Annotated in this window: 15 protein-coding genes; 9 read left to right on the top strand and 6 right to left on the bottom strand. The window is 68.4% G+C overall.

Annotation, left to right across the window (positions count from 1 at the left end; genetic code table 11):
* Positions 1-1,119 (bottom strand): glycerophosphoryl diester phosphodiesterase membrane domain-containing protein, encoded by a 1,119-nt coding sequence (locus BSZ40_RS12535; RefSeq protein WP_073823907.1) that lies wholly within the window; start codon positions 1,117-1,119, stop codon positions 1-3.
* 187 nt (positions 1,120-1,306) lie between these two features.
* Here BSZ40_RS12535 and mtrA point away from each other — a divergent pair, with 187 nt between their 5' ends.
* The 6 genes from mtrA to secA all read left to right on the top strand — a co-directional run bounded on the left by mtrA (position 1,307) and on the right by secA (position 9,940).
* Positions 1,307-1,993, top strand: coding sequence for an MtrAB system response regulator MtrA (mtrA, locus tag BSZ40_RS04905; RefSeq protein WP_073823905.1), 687 nt, complete (start codon positions 1,307-1,309; stop codon positions 1,991-1,993).
* Positions 1,990-3,690, top strand: a complete 1,701-nt coding sequence (gene mtrB / locus BSZ40_RS04900) for an MtrAB system histidine kinase MtrB (RefSeq protein WP_124853184.1) — start codon at positions 1,990-1,992, stop codon at positions 3,688-3,690. Before mtrA ends, mtrB begins: the two co-directional genes overlap by 4 nt.
* A complete protein-coding gene (locus BSZ40_RS04895; protein ID WP_073823901.1) occupies positions 3,687-5,339 on the top strand; it encodes an LpqB family beta-propeller domain-containing protein in 1,653 nt (550 codons plus the stop codon). Before mtrB ends, BSZ40_RS04895 begins: the two co-directional genes overlap by 4 nt.
* A gap of 126 nt (positions 5,340-5,465) precedes the next feature.
* Complete coding sequence (locus BSZ40_RS04890) at positions 5,466-6,158, top strand: ComF family protein (protein ID WP_073823899.1); 693 nt, start codon at positions 5,466-5,468, stop codon at positions 6,156-6,158.
* Between the two features lie 167 nt (positions 6,159-6,325).
* Positions 6,326-6,979 carry a ribosome hibernation-promoting factor, HPF/YfiA family gene (hpf, locus tag BSZ40_RS04885; protein WP_073823898.1) on the top strand — a complete coding sequence of 218 codons (654 nt, stop codon included), beginning with the start codon at positions 6,326-6,328 and terminating at the stop codon, positions 6,977-6,979.
* A 171-nt stretch (positions 6,980-7,150) separates the two neighbouring features.
* Entirely contained in the window at positions 7,151-9,940 is a 2,790-nt protein-coding gene (secA, locus tag BSZ40_RS04880; RefSeq protein WP_073823896.1) for a preprotein translocase subunit SecA, read from the top strand.
* A gap of 46 nt (positions 9,941-9,986) precedes the next feature.
* Here the strand turns inward: secA and BSZ40_RS04875 are convergent, their stop codons facing one another.
* Both BSZ40_RS04875 and BSZ40_RS04870 read right to left on the bottom strand, forming a co-directional pair.
* A complete protein-coding gene (locus tag BSZ40_RS04875; protein WP_073823894.1) occupies positions 9,987-10,397 on the bottom strand; it encodes an Rv3235 family protein in 411 nt (136 codons plus the stop codon).
* Positions 10,394-11,137, bottom strand: coding sequence for a LysM peptidoglycan-binding domain-containing protein (locus BSZ40_RS04870; protein ID WP_073823892.1), 744 nt, complete (start codon positions 11,135-11,137; stop codon positions 10,394-10,396). Before BSZ40_RS04870 ends, BSZ40_RS04875 begins: the two co-directional genes overlap by 4 nt.
* A 170-nt stretch (positions 11,138-11,307) precedes the next feature.
* Here BSZ40_RS04870 and BSZ40_RS04865 point away from each other — a divergent pair, with 170 nt between their 5' ends.
* Complete coding sequence (locus tag BSZ40_RS04865) at positions 11,308-11,811, top strand: hypothetical protein (protein ID WP_073823891.1); 504 nt, start codon at positions 11,308-11,310, stop codon at positions 11,809-11,811.
* On the opposite strand, the gene BSZ40_RS04860 is transcribed toward BSZ40_RS04865, so the two are convergent.
* On the bottom strand, positions 11,798-12,019 hold the full coding sequence (locus BSZ40_RS04860; protein ID WP_073823889.1) for a helix-turn-helix domain-containing protein: 222 nt from the start codon (positions 12,017-12,019) through the stop codon (positions 11,798-11,800). The two genes, BSZ40_RS04865 and BSZ40_RS04860, sit on opposite strands and share 14 nt — an antisense overlap.
* Positions 12,020-12,204: 185 nt before the next feature.
* On the opposite strand from BSZ40_RS04860, the gene BSZ40_RS11535 reads away from it, so the two are divergent.
* Positions 12,205-12,768 carry a hypothetical protein gene (locus BSZ40_RS11535; RefSeq protein ID WP_143180883.1) on the top strand — a complete coding sequence of 188 codons (564 nt, stop codon included), beginning with the start codon at positions 12,205-12,207 and terminating at the stop codon, positions 12,766-12,768.
* The gene (locus BSZ40_RS04850; protein WP_073823886.1) at positions 12,765-14,027 is read left to right on the top strand and encodes a CpaE/TadZ family protein; all 1,263 of its coding nucleotides are present in this window, start codon (positions 12,765-12,767) and stop codon (positions 14,025-14,027) included. The genes BSZ40_RS11535 and BSZ40_RS04850 overlap by 4 nt, the downstream gene beginning before the upstream one ends.
* On the opposite strand, the gene BSZ40_RS04845 is transcribed toward BSZ40_RS04850, so the two are convergent.
* Both BSZ40_RS04845 and BSZ40_RS04840 read right to left on the bottom strand, forming a co-directional pair.
* Complete coding sequence (locus tag BSZ40_RS04845) at positions 14,012-14,554, bottom strand: dihydrofolate reductase (protein ID WP_073823884.1); 543 nt, start codon at positions 14,552-14,554, stop codon at positions 14,012-14,014. The two genes, BSZ40_RS04850 and BSZ40_RS04845, sit on opposite strands and share 16 nt — an antisense overlap.
* Positions 14,551-15,351 (bottom strand): thymidylate synthase, encoded by an 801-nt coding sequence (locus tag BSZ40_RS04840; protein WP_073823882.1) that lies wholly within the window; start codon positions 15,349-15,351, stop codon positions 14,551-14,553. Before BSZ40_RS04840 ends, BSZ40_RS04845 begins: the two co-directional genes overlap by 4 nt.
* Positions 15,352-15,355: the final 4 nt, after the last annotated feature.

Genomic DNA, 15,355 nt, shown 5'->3' with positions numbered 1-15,355 from the left:
TCACTGCTGCGCGGCGCGCGCCAGCTCCACATCCAGGCTTTCGCGGCGGATGCGCTGGTCGATGTAGAGCAGGGCCGTGGTGGCGGCCGTGAAAGGCACGGTAAAGGTGGAGGCCAAGGCCTGGCCGAGGTAGAGCACCGCCACCGCGGCCGGTGGTGTGGCCTGGCTCGGGTCGCTGGAGATCGACATAAACGCCAGCACCGGGAGCGTGATAAAGCTGGAGATGAAACCGGAGACGATCCCCGCCAGAATGCCGGTGACGATGATGATGCCGAACAGGCGCCAAAATGACCGCCGGGTCAAGGCCAGGGAGCGTTTGATGGCCGCGCCGACCGTGGTTTTTTCCAAGATGAGGACCGGGGCCGCAAACAGCAGCCGGATGGACAGGTAGGCCGAGGCTGCCAGGCCGCCGAGGCCCGGCACCACTAGCAAGAAGAGGGCGGCACCGGGGTCCCAACCGCTGTCGCGCATCAGGGTGGCCAGGCCAGCGAGCAGCGCAATGATCACGGCGGCGGGCAGCAGCTGCAGCACGTAGACGATGACGGTCAGACCGAGCAGGGCAGGGATGCGCCCGCGCACTTGCTTCCAGACCGCCCCGGGTCCCAGCACCCGGCCCAGTACGGCCCGTGAGACGGCCAGCACAATGAGGCCGGAAAGCACGGTGGTGGCCAGCAGCGCGAGGAGCAACGGAACCAGCATCGGCAGGGTGCTTGGCAGGATGCTCTCCCACAGCTCTTCCAGGTTCGCGTCGGCGGAGGCCTGTGCCAGCAGCTGCCGCTCGGTGTAGTAGCTGAACACTCCTCCAATGGCCGCCACCACCAGCATGACCAGAAACGACATGCCGAACATGACGGCCGGGTTGGCGCGAATGGCCCCGAAGGCACCATTGACTATGTCGCCAAAACGCAGCGGGCGCAGCGGGATGATCCCCGGTTTGGGCACCCACAGGCCGGGCGGGTAGTTGCCCGGGCCCCCGCTCGGCCCGCCGCCTGTGGGGCCGGTGGCGTACTGGCCGTAGGCGGGTAGCCCACTGGGGGTGCCCGTCGGCTGGCCGGGGGTGGCCGACGACGGCGGGCCCGGGACTTGTTGGTCGTCGCCCCAACTCCATTCGTTAGCCATACCAGTCCTTTCCGCGCCGTGCCGTGTCGCATTTTGACTACTGCCTGACCCTATCGTGTTCGGGGCGGGCATTTGGCGACAAACCGCCGCCGCGGGCGCCTGGCGCGGGCAAAGCGTGACCAAAAACCCGGCAGCACGCCCGGCCACAATCTGCCCTTCCCGGCCCACTGTGGGGGACAATGCGCCTATGACTGCGCGAATCCTGGTGGTAGACGACGACACCGCGTTGGCGGAAATGATTGGCATCGTGCTTGAACGCAGCGGTTTTCAACCGGCGTTTTGCGCCGACGGGGCGGCGGCGTTGGCGGCGGTCGCGGAGGTAGACCCAGACCTGATCCTGCTCGACGTGATGCTGCCGGGAATGGACGGCATTGAGATCTGTCGGCGGGTGCGGGAAACCTCCGGGGTGCCGATCGTGATGCTGACGGCGCGGGCGGACACCACGGACGTCGTGGCGGGCTTGGAGGCCGGCGCTGACGACTACGTGCCCAAGCCTTTTAAGCCGGCCGAGCTGGTGGCCCGGGTGCGGGCCCGGCTGCGGCGGCAGGACGAGCCGACGAGCGAACAGCTGACCATCGGCGACCTGACGATCGACGTGGCGGGTCACGAGGTGCGGCGGGGAGACGAACTTATTCCCCTCACGCCGCTGGAGTTTGATTTGATCGTGGCGCTGGCCAAGGCCCCGCGCAAGGTCTTCACGCGGGAGGAACTGCTGGAGCAGGTGTGGGGCTACCGGCACGCCGCCGATACCCGCTTGGTTAACGTGCACGTGCAGCGCCTGCGTTCCAAGATCGAACGGGACCCGGAGCACCCGGAGATAGTGGTCACCGTCCGGGGGGTGGGCTACCGATCCGGCGGTTCGAAGGCCGAATGAACTGGGCGCCCAAACGGTGGCGGGCGCATCTGGGGGAGCGCGTCGCCCTCATATTGACAATGTCCGGGGTGGCATTGACGGTGGCCATCTACCTGGGCTTGGCCGGTGTCGTGCGGCAAGACACGTACGACTCGCGGGTGCAGACCCTGCTAGGTGACGCCGCGGTGCGGGTGGCCTCGGCCCAAAGTCGCCTGGATGGCGCGGCGTTCACGAGCGCGGAACAGGTGCAAAGCGCGGCCAACGAAACGGTCGCGGGACTCTACGAGTCGGCCCGCGGGGTGGGGGCCACCGGGGTGATGCTGCGGCGGGCCCCGGCGGAAAACAGCGCAGTGACGATCAACGACCTGCAGACCTCTAGTCAAATACCGGGGTTGGTGACGGCCGAGCTGCGCGGGGCGGTCCACGACCTGGACTATGCCCAGCATTGGCAGGCGGTGGCGCTGCGGGGACCAGGGCGGCAGGTGCCCGGCATCGTGGTGGCCTCCCGGCTGGTGCTCCCGCTGGCGGGGGTGCACGAGCTGTATATCGTCTACACCTTGGCGCCCGAGGAACAACTGGTGGACCAGTTGCTGAGTTTCCTGCTGGTGGCCTCGGTGGCCGTGGTGATCTCCCTGGGGGTCATCACCTACCTGGTGGTGCGGCGTCAGCTGCGGCCGGTGGCCCAGATATCCGACGCCGCCGCCCGCTTGGCGGAGGGCAACTTGTCTGAGCGGGTGCAGGTGCGGGGCGAGGATGAAGTGGCGGTGCTCGGCCAATCGTTCAACAACATGGCCGATTCCTTGCAGGATCAGATCGACCGCCTGGGCGAGCTGTCGCGCCTGCAACAGCGCTTTGTGTCCGACGTGTCGCACGAACTCCGCACCCCGTTGGCCACCATCACCGCCGCAGCCCAGATGCTGCACGACTCCAAGGAGGAATTCGATCCCCTCCACCGCCGCCCCATCGAACTCTTGGCGGAGCAGACGACGCGGTTTGACGAAATGTTGGCCGACTTGCTGGAAATTTCCCGCTTTGACGCCGGAGCTGCGGTGCTCACGCTGGAGGACCGCGATATCCGCGAGGTGGTGCACCGCACCGTGGAGTTGGTGCGGCCGATCGCCACGGATCGTGGCAGCGATATCGTCGTGCACGAGCCGCAGGAACGCTGCGGCGTGGCCATCGATCCGCGGCGGATCGAGCGGGTGCTGCGTAACCTGTTGTTCAATGCCGTGGAGCACGGCGAGGGGCGGCGCATCGACGTGACGGTAGCCAAGTCGGCTACCGCGGTGGCGGTGCGGGTGCGGGATCACGGTGTCGGGATGCGCCGGGAGGTCGCCGAGCACGTGTTCGATCGTTTCTACCGGGCGGACCCCTCCCGGGCCCGTACCTTGGGCGGCACGGGCCTGGGTTTGGCGATTTCGCTGGAGGACGCCCGCCTGCACGGCGGCACCCTGGAGGCCTGGGGCCGCACCGACGAGGGGGCCTCCTTCCTGTTGACGCTGCCGCAGGGGCCCGACACTCCGATCGGGGAGCCGCCGCTGCAGGTTGAACCGCCCGACCGCGAGTTTGTCACCCCGCCGCTTGGCACCGCGCTCAATCCGATGCTGCTGCAGGAGATCACGCAGGCCGCCGACGTGCCGCCGCCGCCCGAGACCGGTTGGCAACGGTGGCGCAGGCGGTGGCGCGAGTTCTGGTCGACGGGCAAGGAGCAGTCATGAAACGTGCTAGTCACTGGTTGGCGCTGGTGGTGCTCCTGGCCGGGTGTGCGTCGTTTCCCACCGACGGTCCGGTCAATGCCGCCAACCCGGAACTGCCGCAAGGGGCCGATATCGCGCAGCAGGCGTCCGGCCCCGGGCGGGACGCCAATCCCCGGCAGATACTGGAGGGCTTCCTGCGGGCCAGCGCGGCTGGCTTCGACGACGACTTTGCCACCGCCCGCCTCTTCCTGACCAAGGAAGCAGCCCGCGCCTGGCTCCCGACCGACTCGGTGCTCATCTATCCGACCGACAAGAGCCCGGAGCTCGCGTTGACGCTCGGAGGGACCGCCAGCGACGAGTCGGCTTCGATGCAACTGTCGGCACCGGTGACCGGGGTGGTGGACGCGCGGGGGGTGCGTACCTCTCCCGCCTCCTCGACCCCCACGCAATTGTCTTTCGAGCTGGTGCGGGACACTGACGGACAGTGGCGCATCTCCCGGCTGGACGACGGCCTGCTGTTGTCGTCGGTGGCCTTCCAGACGGCATTCACGGAGCGGACGCTGTCCTTTATTTCGGTGGACCAGCAAGCCTTCGTCCCCGACGTGCGTTACCTGCCGCGGCGTCGCCTGCCTACCCACATCGTCAACGCCCTGCTGTCCGGGCCGGTGAAGTGGCTGGAGAACGCGGTGACCACCGCGGTGCCGTCGGGGGCGGTGCTCACGCTGCACTCCGTGGAGGTGACCGACGGGGTGGCCCGGGTGGAGCTGACCACCGACACCTCGGGACTATCGGCCAAGGACCGGGCACTGTTGCGGGCCCAAGTGTTGCAAAACCTGACGGGAGTTCCCGCCGTCGGCTCGGTGGTGGTGACCGTCAACGGGGCCTCCATCACCGAGCGGGAGGTTACCCTCGGCGCCACCCGGCGCCAGGGGGCCCTGCTGGCCGTGCGCGAGGGGCAGATCGTGCGCCGTGATGGTGACAAGTTTGCCCCGCTGCCGCTAGCCGTCAGCGTCGACAATCCGCAGCACCCAACCTACGTTGGCGACCGCGTGGTCTTCCTCGCCAACGGCAAGCTGTGGCAAACCACCCCGGAGGGGCAGGTGACGGAAGTTGGCGTCGACGCTAACCTCCCGCCCTCAGTCGACCGGTTCGGCTGGATTTGGGCCGTCGGCCCCACGGCCGCGGGCGAGCTGCAGGTGGTGCAGTTACCTGGCAACGGCGGCAAAGTGCTGGCCCCGTGGTTGGCGGCCGCGCGCATCCGCCGCCTGGCTCTCTCCCCCGAAGGAACCCGGGTGGCCGTGGTGCGGGAGGTCGGCTCCGGTTCCCGCGTCGAGGTGGCGGCGGTCAGGCGCGATGCCCTCGGGGTGCCCCTGTCGCTCGGGGATCCCATCGTCTTGGGGGAGTATCCCCAGGTGGTGGAGGAACTGGGCTGGGAAAACCCGACCCAGTTGTTGGCCCTGCGGCAGGTCGAGCAACATGCAGTGCTTGAGTCGCTGTCGGTCGGCGGCACCCGCAACTCGGTGCGCATCAAGGACACGGCCGTCGACTTAGCCGTGTCGCCGGAGCGCGGCCTCTTCATCAGTACCGCCGCGGGCGAGCTCTACGAACGGCAGGGGGGCGTGTGGCGGCTGCTGGCCACCGGCATCGCGCAACCCTCCTTCGGGGATTAGGCGCGGGCAGCGCGCCCCCGGGGTGGCCGCGGTTTAGGGGATCCACCGCCCCCGCCCGCGCGCCGGGCGGCCGCGGTCTGGGGATAACCGGCGAGGTTGCGCGGCGGCGGTAGGCAAACTAAGAGCATGCTGCTGCCATCGTCCTGGCGGGCCCTGGGCGCCGCCGCCTGGGACCTGCTCGCTCCGCACTGCTGTGCCGGGTGCGCCCAGCCCGGCCACCGGTGGTGCCAGTCCTGTCGAGCAGACTTCGCCACCTTGCGGCTGGTGGAGACCATGCCGGTGCCCATCTGGGCCCTCAGCACCTACCGGGACGGAGCCCGGCGCGTCGTGCTGGCCTATAAAGCCCGCCGCCGCCCCGACCTCGACGAGCCACTGGCGGCCCTGCTGCGGGGGGTGGGCCGCCAGCTAGCCCCCCGGCTGGCGCCCGGCGGCCACCTGCAGGTCATTCCTGCCCCCTCCGGGTGGCAGCGGCGGTGGCGGCGCGCCCTCGTGGCCACCCGCCTCGCCGAAGCCTTCGCCGCTGGGGCCCGCGCGGCAACGGTGTCGGCCACCACCCGGCAGGTGTTGGCGCGCCGCGGGGCGGGCGGTAACCTGCACCACCTCACTGCCCGCCAGCGTTCCCGTCGCCGTCGCGGACACCTGTACGTGCGCCGCCCCCCAGCGAGTGACGCGCCCGTGGTACTGATCGACGACGTGCTCACCACCGGGGCGACCCTCAGCGCGGCCAGCGCCGCCCTGACGGCGGTGGGCTGCCACGTCGTCGGGGCCGTGGTCCTGGCCGCGACCGCCCGCCCCGCTCCGGAACTACCGGACGATTAGCGGCCGTCAACCGGCAAGTTGGAAGGGGAAAACCGCTATGCTGTTGCGATCAGCTTCACCCGCAAAGTTGCGGGGTGAAAGGAGGTGGGAGACACACACATCGCCCACCGCCGTGGTGGGCGCTCAGACAGCCGGGGCACCGTCCCCGTTCACACGTGGAGGACACCATGGACATCACGATCAATGCCCGTAACGCCGAGATTCACCCGAACTTCCGCAGTTACGTCGAAGAGAAGGTCCGCAAAGTCGAGCAATACGACCCCCGCGTCCAGCGCGTGGAGGTCGAGCTCACGCACGAACGTAACCCGCGCCAAGCCGACACCGCCGAGCGCGTCGAGATCACCGTCATCTCCAAGGGCCCCATCATCCGCGCGGAAGCCAGTTCCTCGGACCGTTACGCCGCATTGGACATCGCCGCCGGGAAGCTGACCGAGCGGTTGCGGCGCGCGCGGGACCGCATGAAGAACCACCACCGCGGCCCGCTGGCCGCCGAGGTGGCACCGTCCGCCGCAGAAGTTGAGCAGGAGACGACGCCGACGGCCCCGGCTCCCGCCGCCCCAGCGGTGCCCAGCGATGTTGGCCAGGCCGTGGAGTCGCAGCTGGGGGATTCCCCGGTTATCGTGCGGCAGAAGCTGCACGAGGCCTCCCGTCTGACGGTGGACCAAGCCCTCTACCAGATGGAGCTGGTTGGGCACCCCTTCTTCCTGTTCATTGACGAGGACACCCTGCAGCCCTGTGTCGTCTACCACCGGCACGGCTGGACCTACGGGGTCATCCGCCTGGATGCCACGGTGCTGCCCCCGGAGACGGCCGCGGAATAACTACCTCTGCCTGGGGGCGGCCACCGGTTCGTGGCCGCCCCCAGGTGCGGCGTGACCTACGCCCGGCGCGAAGGTAGGCCAACCGGGGCGGTCGGCGCGGCTAGGATGGCAGCGCCCGTAATGGGTGTGTCCAGCGAGGAAACTCGCGCGAACTGGGGTAGGAGCGAAACCGTGGGTCTTATTGACAGGATCTTGCGCATCGGCGAAGGCCGGACGCTGAAGCGGTTGGAGCGCATCGCCGACGACGTCGAGGCGCTCGCTGAGGATTTCCGGGCGCTCAGCGATGAAGAATTGCGGGCGATGACCGACGAATTGCGGCAGCGTTTGGCGGCAGGGGAGACCTTCGATGACATTCTCGCTGAGGCGTTTGCCACCGTGCGGGAGGCCGCGGATCGGGTGCTGGGCCTGCGCCACTTCCGGGTGCAGCTCATGGGTGGGGCCGCCCTGCATTTGGGCAATATCGCCGAGATGCGTACCGGGGAAGGTAAGACGTTGGTGGCGACCCTCCCGTCCTACCTGCGGGCCCTGGACGGCAAGGGTGTGCACGTGGTGACGGTCAACGACTACCTGGCCAGCTACCAAAGTGAACTGATGGGCCGCGTCTTCAGGTTCCTGGGGCTTACCACCGGCTGCATCTTGGCGGGGCAGAACCCCGCGCAGCGGCGCGAGCAGTACGCCTGCGACATCACCTACGGCACGAACAACGAGTTCGGTTTTGACTTCTTGCGCGACAACATGGCCCAGCGCACCGAGGACCTGGTGCAGCGGGGGCACAACTTCGTGATCGTCGACGAGGTCGACTCGATCCTCATCGACGAGGCCCGCACCCCGTTGATCATTTCCGGTCCCGCCACCGGGGATGTCAACCATTGGTACGCCGAGTTTGCGCGGATCGTGCTGGGGCTGGAGCGCGGCTACCACTACGAGGTGGATGAGAAGAAGCGCACGGTCGGGGTGCTGGAGCCCGGGATCGAGGAGGTGGAGGACCTCCTCGGCGTGGACAACCTTTACGAGGCTGCGCACACGCCGCTGATCGGTTTCCTCAACAATGCGCTGCGGGCCAAGGAGCTGTTCAAGCGCGATAAGGACTACATCGTGCACGACGGCGAGGTGCTGATCGTCGACGAGCACACCGGCCGGGTGCTGCCCGGGCGACGATACAACGAGGGCATGCACCAGGCGATTGAGGCCAAGGAAGGGGTGGAGATCAAGGCGGAGAACCAGACCTTTGCCACCATCACCCTGCAGAACTATTTCCGGCTCTACCCGGAGGGCTCGCGGGCGGGCATGACTGGTACCGCCGAGACCGAGGCGGCCGAGTTCGCCTCCACGTACAAGATCGGGGTGGTGCCCATCCCGACGAACAAGCCGATGATTCGGCAAGACAAGGACGATCTGATCTACAAGACCGCCAAGGCCAAGCTGGCGGCGGTGGTGGACGACATCGTCCAACGACACCGGAAGGGCCAGCCGGTCCTAGTGGGCACCACGAGCGTGGAAAAGTCCGAGGAACTGTCGCAGCTGTTGCGCCAGGCAGGGATCCCGCACGAGGTCCTGAACGCCAAGCAGCACGAACGGGAGGCCGCCGTGGTGGCGATGGCCGGCCGCAAGGGAGCGGTGACGGTGGCCACCAACATGGCCGGTCGCGGTACCGACATCATGCTGGGCGGCAACGCCGAACACATCGCACGGGCCAACCTGGCCGCGCGCGGCATCGAGCCGGGCGACGACTCCGATGCTTTCGACGAGGCGTGGCCGCAGGCGTTGGCGGAGGCCCGGGCGGCGGTGGCCGCCGAACACGACGAGGTCAAGAGCCTGGGGGGCCTGTACGTGCTGGGCACCGAACGGCACGAATCGCGTCGCATCGACAACCAGCTGCGTGGGCGGTCGGGGCGGCAGGGCGACCCGGGCGAGTCGCGTTTCTACCTGTCGATGGAAGACGACCTGATGCGGCTGTTCAACCAGGGACTGACGCAGCGCGTCATGCAGATGACGAGCTTCCCGGAGGATCTGCCGCTAGAGCACAGCTTCGTCACGAAGGGCATCGCCTCGGCGCAGCGGCAGGTGGAGGCCCGCAACTTCGACATTCGCAAGAATGTGTTGAAGTACGACGACGTCATGACCGAACAACGGGAAAAGGTCTACGAGCAGCGGCGGCAGGTGCTGGGCGGAGCCGACCTGGGCAATCAGGTGTTGGCTTTCATTGACCTGGTGGTGCCTGCGGCGGTGGCCGCGCGCACGGCCGAGGGAACGCCGGCGGATTGGGATCTGGAAGGTTTGTGGAGCGCGCTGCGGTCGCTCTACCCAGTGCAGGTGAGCCTGGAGGAGTTCCTGGAGGAGGTCGGGGGACTGCAGGCGGTCACGCCCGAGGCCGTCACGGAGGAGCTGCTGGCGGACATTCGCCACGCCTACGAGATGACCGAGAGGGCCATTGAGGCCAACCCGGTGGCCCTGGCCCAGCTCGGGCAGACCCCGATGCGGGAGTTAGAGCGGCGGGTGCTGCTATCGGTGGTGGACGCCCGGTGGCGCTCCCACCTGTACGAGATGGACTATCTCAAGGAAGGCATCGGCTTGCGGGCGATGGCCCAGCGTGACCCGCTGGTGGAGTACGCCAACGAGGGCTCGCAGATGTTCAAGGCGATGATGGATGCCATCCGGGAGGAGACCATCCAGGGGGTCTTCGCTTTCGCCAAGCGGTTCGAGGCTGCCTACGCTCAGCAGCAGGCCAGCCAGGCGGCGGTTGACAAGCCGGCCGAGACCGGGCGGCACGCCGGGGCGAAGAGCGTGATGGGCGATACCGGACACAAGGCGGCGGAACAGAATGTGGCCTACTCCGGTCCCGATCCTGACGATTCTTCGACGGCGGTGAACGAGGAGGATGCCGCCGAGCTAGATGCCACCGGCACCGTGCCGCGCAATCGCGCGGAGCGGCGCGCCGCCAGGCGCAAACGGCGCCACTGATGCAGGAGGGTTCGGCCAGGGGCCGGGCCCTTTTGCTGTAGGCCAGTTAGCCGATCTCCAGGGCGGTGGCGCGCCACCGGCTGTGGAAGAGCTCGACCCGCACCGCGACGGCTCGCACCCGGTGGCCGTCCGACAGCGAAATGGAAACCTCGTGGGTGTCGCTGTCGAGGGAACACACGTGGTGCGACAACACGAACACTTGGGTGCCCGGGGCGGCGGCCCCGCGAATGCGGTAAGTCAGGCCGGCGCGCCGCGCCAGGGCGGTGAAGAGCCGGGGGGTGAGCCAGCGGCTGAGCTGGTGCACGTCACGCACGCCGATTATGGCCTCCAGGCAACATTTGGCCAGCGCAGCTGCCCACGGGCCGGGTTCCGGCAGCGGTCGCAGGCGCGGGCGGGGGAACGGGGAGGCGGGAGCGGTAACGGGGGCCAGCGGGCGCCGGGCAGCGGTGGCGGTCATGGGGTGAGCTCCTTCGGGATGGTCAGGGTGTGCCCTGGCAGCAGGAAGTCGGGGTCAGGGCCGATCTGGGCCGCATTAGCGGCGTATACCAAGCGCCACGCAGCATCTATCTCGGTGGGGGTGGCGGTGGCGGGCAGGTACTGGGCCGCGATGTGCCACAGGCTGTCCCCTGGCTGGACCAGGTGGCGGGCCGGGGGGCAAGACGTGGGCGGGGTGGGCGGGGGAGAGGTGGTTGGCCAGGTGAGGGTCGGAGCCGTGGAACTGGGCGGCGCAGTGAGCGGCCAGGTGAGGGCAGGTATTGGGTCGGGGGGTTCCGGGACCCCGGGCAGCGCCAGGGCGGGAGTTAGCCAGGTGGCGGTGGCCAGCGTGCCGGCCGTGAAGCCGCGGGCCAGGCGGCGGAGGAATGGGGCTCCCCAGTGCCGCACAACCTGGGCGAGTCGCTGCGATCTGGTTAGTCCCGCCAGCAGCAGGAGCAGGCAGCTCACGCAGTACCAGGCGGCTAGCGCCACCCCACTGGCCCCCAGCACCAGGGACAACACCTCGCTGATGAGGCTCTCGGACGCGGTGGCATCCCACCAATGGGGAGGCAGGTTCTGCCAGCTGCGATAGGTACCGACAGCGGCGAGACTTCCTAGGGTCATGCTGGCCAACAGCGTGCCGCCGCTGGCCACGACCAGCACCGGCAGCGGCGGGTGGCTTTGCTGGGGTGGCGTGGCAGACAGCCAGCGGACCGTTGGCATCTTTTCCCCTAGTTCGTGTCAGTTCGTGTCGGTTTTTGTGACTAGGGTCATGGCTAACCGCGGCGATGTCAAGAGGAGTGGCGCGAACTGTGCATAACCGAGGCGAACTGCGCGGTACTTGCGGGTGCGTATCCGGCGCGCACCCGGGCACAGGCGAGTAGGGTGCGGGCATGGACCTTGAGTTCTTCCTGGCAGATCTGGCCTCGCGGCTGGAAGCGGTCGAGCGCGCTGGGCTGGCACAGGAAGCGGCGGAACTGGCTGAGGCGGAGCGGGCCACGGTGGCCTTAGCGCAGCGCCTGTGTGCAGCGCAGGGGCTGGCGGTGGGCTGCGTATTTTCGGATGGGGCGCGTCTGACTGGGTGCGTGCAGGAAGCCGGCAAAAACGTGTTGGTGCTCGAAGAAACGACGCGGGTGCACTACGTGCAAGTTCCCCGGATAACCGCCGTTACCGGCTTAAAGATGAGTGCCAGTGACTTGGGGGGAGTTTCCGCCAAGCGGACGCTGGGTTTCTATGCGCGGCAGCTGGCGCGTGCGCGGCGCCGCGTCATTGTCAAGGCCGCCGGAACCTACGCCGGGCTGCTAGTTAATGTGGGGGCAGATGTTCTAGACCTCCGGGCCGATAACGGCATCCTCACCGTCTCCACCCGGCAGGTCGACTATGTCACTGCGCTTTAGAGCTGCCCTTGGAGGCAATGCGTTCGCGTTGCGTGGCGTAAGCCCGCTGGATATAAGCATCCAACTCGCTCTCCTCGATGCGCCAGGTCCCCTTCCCGCCCACCTGGATGCCCAGGAGCTCACCACTGTGCAGCATGCCGCGCACGGCGGAGGAGGTGACGCCCAGTTGCTCGCAGACGTCCGCAATCGACAAGAACCTACGTGTCATGTCCCCGATTATCGCACTGGCTGGCCCGGTTTTGCCAACCGCCTGTCTGCTTGTGGATAACCATTATTGCCCCCTGTGGATAGCGTCCGGACGCGGCGGATTTTTTGCATTATGGAAGGGTGAATGTGAGCCAAGCGCAAAGATATAGGCGGCCCAGCTGGGGCGATCCTCGTTTCATTATGGGGGTGCTTTTGATTGCTGTTTCGGTGGCCGCCGGGGCACTGGTCGTGGGCAACGCCACTGCCAGCACCACCTTCTACGTCGCCACGCGCACCGTCGAGGTGGGGGCCGCAGTGCAGGCGGCCGATTTCGTGCCCGTCAACGCCAACTTGGGCAGCGCTGCCGACGCCTATGCCACGGCGCTCCCGGAGCGGGCAGTAGCCAGGCGCACCATCGAGCAGGGCGAACTGCTCGCAAATGGCGCGATCGAAGCGGAAGGCGCCGGAAGATGGCGCCGGGTGGTGGTGCCGGTGGAGGGCACCCTGCCTGCCTCCGCCCAGCCCGGTGCCGTGGTGGAGCTGTGGGCCACTGCCGCGGGGGCGCCGGTGGAGTCTGGGCAGGCACCGACCCCCGCGTTGATCGCGGAGTCTTTGACGATCGCCCGCATCGCAGACGACGAAGCCGGCCTGGGGCTAGTGCGGCGCGGGACGGCGGTGGAACTGGTGGTGCCGCGGGAGACGGTGCCCAATATCCTGGCAGCGGTGGCACAAAAGGGGACGTTGACCATCGTCCCGACGGGCCAACAGTGAGCGCCCGAGTCCTGCTGGCCGTCCAAGGCCCCGGCGAGGCAGCGCTCGTGCGCGCCATCGAAGAGAGCCCCCAGCTGGTGGTGGCACGGCGGTGCGCGGATCTGCCAGAGCTGTTGGCCGCAGCGGCTGCCGGGCACGGCGACATCGCGCTCCTGGACCTGGAACAGGAGGGGGTGGACGCCGCCACCCTGGCCGACCTCAAAAAACACCAGGTTCGGGTGGTGCTCAACGCCCCGCCGGGACAGACCGGTCGAGCCCACGCCCTGGGGGTGGCGGTCACCACTACCGACGCGCCGCCCAGCAGCGTGGTGGCGGTTCTGGAACGGGAGAGCGGCGGACGGCCTACCGTGCCCGTGGAGCTGGTGGCCCAGATCGAGCAGGCCAGTGCCCCGGCGGTCGGGGCCGGACTGACCATCGCCTTCTGGTCGGGGGCGGGGGCGCCCGGACGCACAGTATTGGCGATCGAGACGGCGGCGGCCGTCGCTGCTCGCGGGCACCGCACGCTCCTGGTTGACGCCGACACCTTCGGGCCGTGCCTGGCCCAGAGCCTCGGTTTGCTGGAGGAGACCTCGGCGGTGGCTGTCGCCTGCCGATACGCCGCCCACGGCCGCCTCACTGCCCAAAACCTGCCGGAAATGGCCGTCCGCCTGGCCGAAAACTGGGAGCTACTGCCCGGCCTTACGCGGGCCGATCGGTGGCGGGAAGCCCCCGGCGCGGCCCTTGCCAGCGTGCTGGAGATCGCGGCCCAGATTTACGACGTTGTCGTGCTGGACCTGCCCGGTGGCCTGGCGGAGCCAGGCAGCGATGGGTTTGGATCTACCCGCGATGACGCCACGCTGGCAGCTCTCCAGGCGGCCGACGTCGTGGTGCTCGTGGGAGCGGGCGACCCCGTGGGTCTGCGCCGTCTGGTGCACGCGACCAAAGACCTGGAGGACTATCAGCTACTCGCCGCACCGGTGCGCCTCGTCGGCGCCATAAACCGGGTGCGCCCCACCCTCGCCGGTCGCCACCCGCACGCGGAGGTGGAGGCAATTGCCCGCCGCTACACCGCCCTGCCCGAGATCGTCACTATCTGCGAGGATCGCGAGGGCTGCGACGCTGCCCTCATGCGGGGCCAGCCGGTGCGCAGCAGCAACTCGCACGGCATGGTGGCCAACGTCGAGGCCCTGGTGGATGTGTGTCTCGCCCATAGTCCCCTGGCTGCCGTCCCCCTAGCCCCGCGCGGTCGCCGGGTGCGGCGCCATCAGCGGCGCCGGTAGGTGGTCACCCGCCAGCGGGCATCGCCTGAGCGCGGCCGCCACTGCGGGTCAGCCTGCACCGGCTGCCACTGCGCGGCAGGCAAGGGCGGCGCATAGACGAGGGCCGCGTCGGCCACCTGCCGCGTCGGATCGGAGCGCACATCCAGGTCGATGGTGGTCACCACGCATTCATCGGTGAACGGCAGCGCGGCCTGGTAGATCGTCCCGCCGCCCGCGATCCACACCTGCCCGGTGGGGGCCGCGGGCGCCAGCTGCCTAGCGGTGGCCAGCGCGCTAGCCAGATCGGGCACCACGTGCGCGCCGGGGGCACGGTAGGCGGACTGAGAGGTGATGACCACCATCTCGCGCCCGTCCAGCACGCCCCCGATCGACTCGTACGTTACCCGCCCGAGCACCAGCACCCCGCCGAGGGTGGAGGTGCGAAAAAAGCGAAAGTCCGCGGGCACCCGCCACAGCATGTCGCCGGCCGCCCCAATGACACCGCCCCGATCCTGCGCCCAGATGGCGCGCACCAGCCCGCCGCTCATACGGCGATCGGCGCGCTGATCGCGGGGTGGTGGCGGTAGCCGAGCACTTCGACGTCGGCGGCGGTGTAGTCGTCAATGCTGGCGGCGCGCCGGAGCCGCAACTGGGGGAAGGGATACGGCTCGCGGCGCAACTGCTCGGTGACCTGATCGACGTGATTGGCGTAGATGTGGCAGTCGCCGCCCGTCCAGACCAGGTCCCCCACCTGCAGGTCGGCCTGCTGGGCCAGCATGTGGGTCAGCAGCGCGTACGAGGCCAAATTGAAGGGCACTCCGAGGAAAAGGTCCGCGGAACGTTGATACACCTGGAGCGAGAGGCGGCCGTTGGCGACGTACAGCTGGAAGAAGGCGTGGCACGGTGCCAGAGCCATTTGGTCCAGCTCGGCGACGTTCCAGGCCGAGACCAGCATCCGCCGCGAATCGGGATCGGTTCGCAGCAGGTGCAGCATCTCGGCAATCTGGTCGCGGGAGTGCGCATCGCGGGTCGGCCAGCTGCGCCACTGCACGCCGTAGATGGGGCCAACATCGCCGTCAGCGGCCGCCCACTCGTCCCAAATGTGCACGTTCTTTTCTTGCAGGGAGGTGACGTTGCCTTCCCCCCGCAGGAACCACAAAAGCTCCTCCACCACCCCGCGCAGGAAGACCCGTTTGGTGGTTATCAGCGGAAAATGTTGCCCCAGGTCGTAGCGCAGTTGGCGCCCGAAGAGGGAACGCGTGCCGGTGCCAGTGCGATCAGTCTTGGTTACTCCGTGCTCCAACACCTCAGCGAGCAGCGCCTCGTAGGCGGGACGGGCAGGCATAACT

The organism is Buchananella hordeovulneris (assembly GCF_001907235.1).
GTDB classification, from domain to species: domain Bacteria; phylum Actinomycetota; class Actinomycetes; order Actinomycetales; family Actinomycetaceae; genus Buchananella; species Buchananella hordeovulneris.
The sequence above is the reverse complement of the archived record's forward strand: the minus strand, read 5'-3'. Positions and strand labels throughout refer to the sequence as shown.